Genomic DNA, 6675 nt, shown 5'->3' on the forward strand with positions numbered 1-6675 from the left:
CTTCCAGAATCTGATGAATCTCTTCTCTTTGCTGTTTCCGCAGACATGCCAGCAGCTGATCATTTAAATCCAATCTGTAAAAAGTTGCTTCACTGTCCACTTTGTCTACTTCTTCATAACAGATGACATGACTGCCCCCCAAAAGAAATTTCTCTTCCAGCGCTGCAAGAGCCTTTCGATAGGATTTTGATACCTCTGTCATGTCCGTCACCGGATTTCCAATTCCAATTGAAATCGTAAATCCCAGATGCTGGCTGATCAGGCTGCTGACTTGTTCATAATATTTTTTTATATCTGTAATTCGTTCCAGCTTATGATCATAATTTAAAATAGATATTACACGATCCTCCATACCATTGAATATCAGATGGGTAATTTCAGCCTGTGTAATTTCTCCCAGAACTTCCTGAGCAATATTCCCGATTCCAAACTTCCAAAGCTCTACGTCCTCCTGGTTTTTCCACATTCCGGAAATATCATCGATTTCCAAAACGCTTACCAGATAGAATCTTCCTGGAAATCTGATGTCAATTCTCTCAAGACTCCTTTTAAATTCTTCTATTTTCAGTTGGGAAATTTCGCCTACCCATCTGCGCAAAAGCTCTTCCCGTACTATTTGCAGATCTGCCCGCTGCAGATGCTTTTGCTCATTGCGCTTCCATATTTTTAGTTTCAGCTTATAAACAATATTTGTTAGTTCTTCTCTGGAGAATGGTTTCAGCAGGTATTCATCCACACCTATCTGCACTGCTTTTCTGGCATACTCAAATTCAGAATAGCCCGTGATAAATACAATATATAAATCAGGGTTCATTTGTTTACACTGCTCCGCCAAAGTAATTCCATTCATCCCTGGCATATTAATATCTAACAGCACAATATCCGGGGCAGTATCCTTCACCTTCTGCAGCGCTTCTTCACCATTTTTACATATACCGCAGATCTTAAATCCCAGACCTTCCCAATCCAGTACATGTTCCATATAAATTCTAAAGTGCGGTTCATCATCTGCAATTAATACCTTTAACATAATCTTCCTCCGTTCTCTTATGGCTTGTCTGGAAATTGCTTTCTGACAGACATGCGTTCCAGATGTATCAAACTTGATCTGTATCAGGCGTCTCCTGACTTGTCTTAGGGATATATACAACTACCTTAGTTCCCTTATTTACCACACTGTCGATATGAATTCCATAACTTTCCCCAAAGTATAATTTAATTCGTTTATCTACGCTTCGAAGCCCAAAATGACGTTTATGCTCTGGTTCATCCTGAGCCAGTACCTGCCGAATCCGGTCATGTGTCATTCCTGCCCCGTCATCTTCCACTACTATTACAGCTGCACTTTCTTCCAGTCTGCCTTCGATGCGGATTGTTCCTTTTATACCCTTTTCTTTCAGTCCATGATAGATTGCATTTTCCACTAATGGCTGAAGAGTCATTTTTAAAATAGTATAATCTTCAATCTTAGGATCACAATAGACCTGAAAATCAATCAGGTCACAATACCTTTCTCTCTGAATAAATAGATAGTTTTCTATATTTTTAATTTCATCCTTTATGGTTATTATTTCCTTGCCGCTGCTTAACGATGTGCGGTAATAATCCGCCAGAGATTTCGTTAGTTTAGCCCCTTTTGATGCCATATTGCATTCACAGAATATATAAATCAGATCCAGGGTATTATAGAGAAAATGCGGCTTTATCTGCGCCTGAATCAGTGCCAGTTCATATTCCCGCTTCCTCTTCTGCTCCGCTTTTACCTGTACCAACAGGCCCGCTATCTTACCGGTCATGGTATTGAACGCCGTTGACAAAACACCAACTTCATCTTTTGTATCCGCTGGGCAGGAGATGGAAAAATCACCGTTCTGTATCTCTCCTGCTGCCTTAGTCAGGGCATATATTGGTCTGGTTATCAATTTTGATAAGATGAAAATCAATAATACAGCTGCGACTATACCACTAATACCAAGGGCAATAGTTATTCCTGTAGTGGTACGCACATCTCTTGTCATATCCTCTATTGAAATCTGACTCACCAGATTCCACTCCAGGCTTTTAATCCATTTTTTTGTTACCAGATATTGTTTTTTTCCGATTCCCAGATTCTCACTTCCGTCTTCCGGTTCCTGAAGATAAGACCTCAGTTTACCATCCGATACATTTTTCAGAAGCTGATCCTTGCGCATAGAAGAAACTACCTGCCCGGTGTTGCTGCTCAGAAAGTATTCCCTTCCCAGTACTTCCCCTTCTTTTTCCGGAAAAATAGCTGAGATTCGGCTTTCATTTATATTAAGCAGAATATATCCCAGTATCTTTCCTGTTTCCATATTGATAATCCGTTTTCCAAAAGTGAGAACCGGCTCCTGATCATTTAAATAATCCCTTTTCTCCATGGGAAACTGAACGCACTTCGCAAGTCCTTTTTTCGGAATACCCGAAATAAAGTCCTTCTCCAAACGCTCATAGTCCGGTGCCTGTTTTATTCCCACAGAAGAAATGTTACGTTTGGTATCGACAAATAATATAGATTCTATATCTGAAAAACACCGTCTGTCATAATCCAGTGCCGTATAGATATTGTTTTTAATGGATATAAATGAAATATTATCAATATTCGTTATATTGGTTTCGCTGTATACACGGTTAATATCCTGCGCCAGCATGTTGGAACAGGTAATCACATTTTCTTTCATAGACTCCAGCCGGACATTCATAATCTCACACTCATCCCTGGCAATTTCCTCTGCCTTTTCAATATTCGATCTATACAAAACCGAATTTGATGCAATCAGAATCGAAACAACCAATACAATAATTATAGGAACACAGACTGATATAAATTTGCTGCAAATACTCAGATTCTCAAAGATCCGTTTCATTCCCATGATAATTCCTGAAAACCGCTTCTTCATATGTCTCTCCTTTACCTCTGTTTAGATCAATTAAGTATCTTAAATCATGGCAATCATCTCTTAAAACCACATATGGTTATCATACTATATCCTTTCTATTATATCATTGTTAAATATTTCTATATTGGAATAAACGTGCATATTTTGGAGTTAATCGCGTCAAATACTCTGCAGCAATCCGACGGGTTTGGTCTACGCTCTGCTTAGATACGTGCTAAACATGCGCCTTGGTGCACAGCCACCTTCGCAGTAGCTGCCAATTTAATGTGCAGGCTTATCCGTTTGGCTCGTTGCCCGTGGGAATAAAAAAAGTTATCGCATTACCCATATTGGCAACGCAATAACTTTTATTTACATTGATTATTGTATAGCTTACTATAATACTTTACTCAAAAAGCTCTTCAGTCTTTCACTCTTTGGATTACCAAAGAAATCCTTCGGATTGTTTTCTTCTATGATCTGTCCATCTGCCATAAATAAAATACGGTCGGCAACTTCTTTTGCAAATCCCATCTCGTGTGTAACCACTACCATGGTCATATTTTCTCTTGCCAGATCAGCCATAACGTTAAGTACCTCGCCAACCATTTCCGGATCAAGTGCAGAAGTTGGTTCGTCAAACAGCATTACATCCGGCCTCATGCACAGAGAACGGACGATCGCAATACGCTGTTTCTGTCCACCTGATAACTGGCTTGGATAAGCGTTTGCCCTGTCAGCAAGCCCAACTTTTTCTAAGAGCTTCATTGCTTCCTTTTCGGCTTCTTCCTGAGTCTTCTTCTGAAGCTTCATTGGCGCAATTGTCATATTCTTTAAAATTGTCATATGCGGAAAAAGATTAAAGTGCTGGAACACCATACCCATTTTCTGACGATGCACGTTTATATCTGTTTTGGGATCCAGGATATCTACACCTTCAAACAAAATATGCCCGGAAGTCGGTTCCTCCAATCGGTTCAGACAACGCAGAAAAGTACTTTTACCGGAACCGGACGGACCTACTACAAAGACCACTTCACCGGATCGGATATCCGTAGATACATCATTTAATGCCTTAAAATCACCGAAGGCTTTTGTAAGATTCTGAACTCGAATTAAAACTTCTCCTCTATCGCTCACTGTTACGCAGCCTCCTTTCCAGACATTTTACCAGATAAGTAAATATCATAACCAAAACTAAATAAATTGCAGCCACCGCCAAAAGAGGCATGGTCGCAGAATAGGTCTGGCTGCGGATAATATCTCCGCCTTTTGTTAAATCCTGCAATGCAATATAACCAGCTACTGATGTTTCCTTTAATAATACAATAAATTCATTTGCCAGCGCCGGAAGTACATTTTTAAACACCTGCGGTAAGATGATATAGATCATAGTCTGGGGATAATTGAATCCCAGGCTTCGTCCTGCTTCAAACTGTCCGTTATCAATAGACAGAATTCCTCCGCGGATGATCTCCGCTACATACGCACCTGAATTAATACCAAAAGCAAGGATGGCAACCAATACCTTGTTAATATCAAAAGCAGCAAAAATAACAAAATACGTAATTAATAACTGTACTACAACTGGCGTTCCACGGATAATGGTCAGGTATACATTACAGATGAAATTTAAGATCTTCAGTTTTCCTGTCTTTTCATAAGTCGAACGTATTACAGCAACCAGGAATCCCAATAAAATACCGATCAGTACTGCAAATAAAGTAATTTCAAGAGTCGTTAACAATCCGTCTGTAAGGTATTTCCAACGGTCATCTTTAATAAAATTCTGATAAAATTTTTCCGCCATAACTTATCTTCCTTTGTTTTATTGTGCCTTAATGTATTTATCCAGGATCTTCTGAAGTTCTCCAGAGGATTTCAGATCTGCCAGTGCTGTGTTAACTTTTTTCAATAATTCTTCATTATCTTTCTTAATTGCAATTGCATATTCTTCTTCTGTATATGCTTCATCTAACATTTTGATGCCTTCGTTCTGCTCAACAAATACTTTTGCCGGCTCACGGTCAATGATAACCGCATCAATTTTTCCCTGGGTCATTGCCTGTACTGCTTCGAAACCTTTGTTATATCTTTCTACTGTAGCATCCTTGATATCCCCTGCATACTGATCGCCGGTTGTACCAAGCTGAACACCGATTTTCTTACCCTCCAGGTCATTGGGAGAAGTAATCGGACTGTCTTCTTTTACAATAACTACCTGCGTAGCTGTTGTATATGGATCAGAGAAATTAACATTCATGAGACGATCCTCTGTTACGGTAAGTCCTGCAAGCCCAACATCGGCTTTTCCTGCATCTACTGCAACAATTATTGAATCAAATGCCATATCTTCCACTTTTAATTCCATTCCCATACTTTTTGCAATCGCTTCACCAATTTCCACATCAATACCAACTACGTTATCTCCTTCGCGGTATTCGTATGGAGGAAACTCTGCATTGGTAGCCATTACTAATGTACCGCCAGCTGCTTCTGTACCTGCTGCCTCTGCTCCTGCTTCTTTTGTTTCGCCAGCTGCCGCTGTTGTTTTTTCCGTTTCTGCTCCTTTGCTTCCACATACTGCAAGTGATAAAACAAGGGATGCAGCAAGTGCAGTTACAATCATCTTTTTCATTTCAAAATCCTCCTAAATAAAATGTAAAATAATTCGTAAAAAAAGAAAGACAGATTCAAAAGTTGCCTTCAACTGCTTTCCTACTTACTCAAATTTAACACTAAATTTATAGGTTGTCAACAGTTTCGTGCATATAATTGTAAAATTAGTTATAATCATGCATGGATATCATAACAGGTAATTTTTACCGTAGTAGATCATAGAAAATGACAGCCATAGATCTCTATGACTGCCATTCCCATTTATTTCTGCACAATATTAATAATTTTCTTCGGCACATAAATTTCTTTTACAATTGTACCTGTCAGCTTATCTGCAATGGCTTCTTTACCTGCTGCAATTGCATCCTCTTTGGAAATCTCCGCCGGAACGCTGATAACCGCTTTTGTCTTGCCATTAATCTGAACCGGAACTTCAATTTCGTCATCTTTCATTGCATCTTCATCATGCTCCGGCCACTGGTTCTTGAATACGGAATCGCTGTTTCCTAACTGTTCCCACAGTTCTTCGCTTAAATGCGGTGCAAATGGGGAAAGTAAAATCACTGCAGTTTCTAACGTTTCCTGATCGATACCGCCTTCTTTTTTCGCTAATTCGATCATTTTGTTGTTATATTCCATGAATCCGGAGATTACCGTATTTAAGTTAAAACTTTCCAGACGCTGGGTAATATCATGGACCATTCTGTGGCGGATCTTAATCATCTCTTTGGATGCAGCCACTTTTTTGTCTTTATTATCCATTACCAAATTCCAGAAACGGTTGATAAACCGGTATACTCCATCAATCCCTCTGTCATCCCACTCGGCATCTAATTCCGGCGGTCCTACGAAAAGTTCGTACATTCTAAGAGAATCACATCCATAGTCACTTACTAAATCATCCGGAGATACCACATTTCCTTTTGATTTACTCATCTTAATACCATTTTTACCGGTAATCATTCCCTGATTAAACAGTTTTGTAAATGGTTCATCAAAATCTACAACTCCGATATCGTTTAAGAACTTGGTATAGAATCTGGAATACAGTAAGTGAAGAACTGCATGCTCTACACCACCGATATACATATCAACTGGTAAGAGTTTATCTGCTTTTTCTTTAGAAACCAGTTCTTCATTATTATGGCTGTCTACATAA

6 protein-coding genes are annotated in these 6675 nt (G+C 39.2%); all 6 read right to left on the reverse strand.

Annotated elements, in window-relative coordinates:
* A partial coding sequence (locus ACH2DQ_RS26555) for a response regulator (protein WP_395028662.1) occupies positions 1-1030 on the reverse strand: 1030 nt, incomplete at its 3' end.
* 67 nt (positions 1031-1097) lie between these two features.
* On the reverse strand, positions 1098-2918 hold the full coding sequence (locus tag ACH2DQ_RS26560) for a histidine kinase (RefSeq protein WP_394915799.1): 1821 nt from the start codon (positions 2916-2918) through the stop codon (positions 1098-1100).
* Between the two features lie 375 nt (positions 2919-3293).
* Complete coding sequence (locus ACH2DQ_RS26565) at positions 3294-4037, reverse strand: amino acid ABC transporter ATP-binding protein (protein ID WP_394915800.1); 744 nt, start codon at positions 4035-4037, stop codon at positions 3294-3296.
* On the reverse strand, positions 4027-4707 hold the full coding sequence (locus ACH2DQ_RS26570) for an amino acid ABC transporter permease (protein ID WP_027293880.1): 681 nt from the start codon (positions 4705-4707) through the stop codon (positions 4027-4029). Before ACH2DQ_RS26570 ends, ACH2DQ_RS26565 begins: the two co-directional genes overlap by 11 nt.
* An 18-nt stretch (positions 4708-4725) precedes the next feature.
* Entirely contained in the window at positions 4726-5535 is an 810-nt protein-coding gene (locus ACH2DQ_RS26575) for a basic amino acid ABC transporter substrate-binding protein (protein ID WP_395028663.1), read from the reverse strand.
* Between the two features lie 242 nt (positions 5536-5777).
* Positions 5778-6675, reverse strand: an 898-nt coding sequence (locus ACH2DQ_RS26580; protein ID WP_395028664.1) for a class I tRNA ligase family protein, incomplete at its 5' end; no start/stop codon positions are given.

Source organism: Robinsoniella sp. (assembly GCF_034124845.1).

What these genes read in the sequence shown, in the direction of transcription:
- ACH2DQ_RS26575 (WP_395028663.1), bottom strand. Translation starts at nt 5,535, where the DNA reads ATGAAAAAGATGATTGTAACTGCACTTGCTGCATCCCTTGTTTTATCA.
- ACH2DQ_RS26560 (WP_394915799.1), bottom strand. Translation starts at nt 2,918, where the DNA reads ATGAAGAAGCGGTTTTCAGGAATTATCATGGGAATGAAACGGATCTTT.
- ACH2DQ_RS26570 (WP_027293880.1), bottom strand. Translation starts at nt 4,707, where the DNA reads ATGGCGGAAAAATTTTATCAGAATTTTATTAAAGATGACCGTTGGAAA.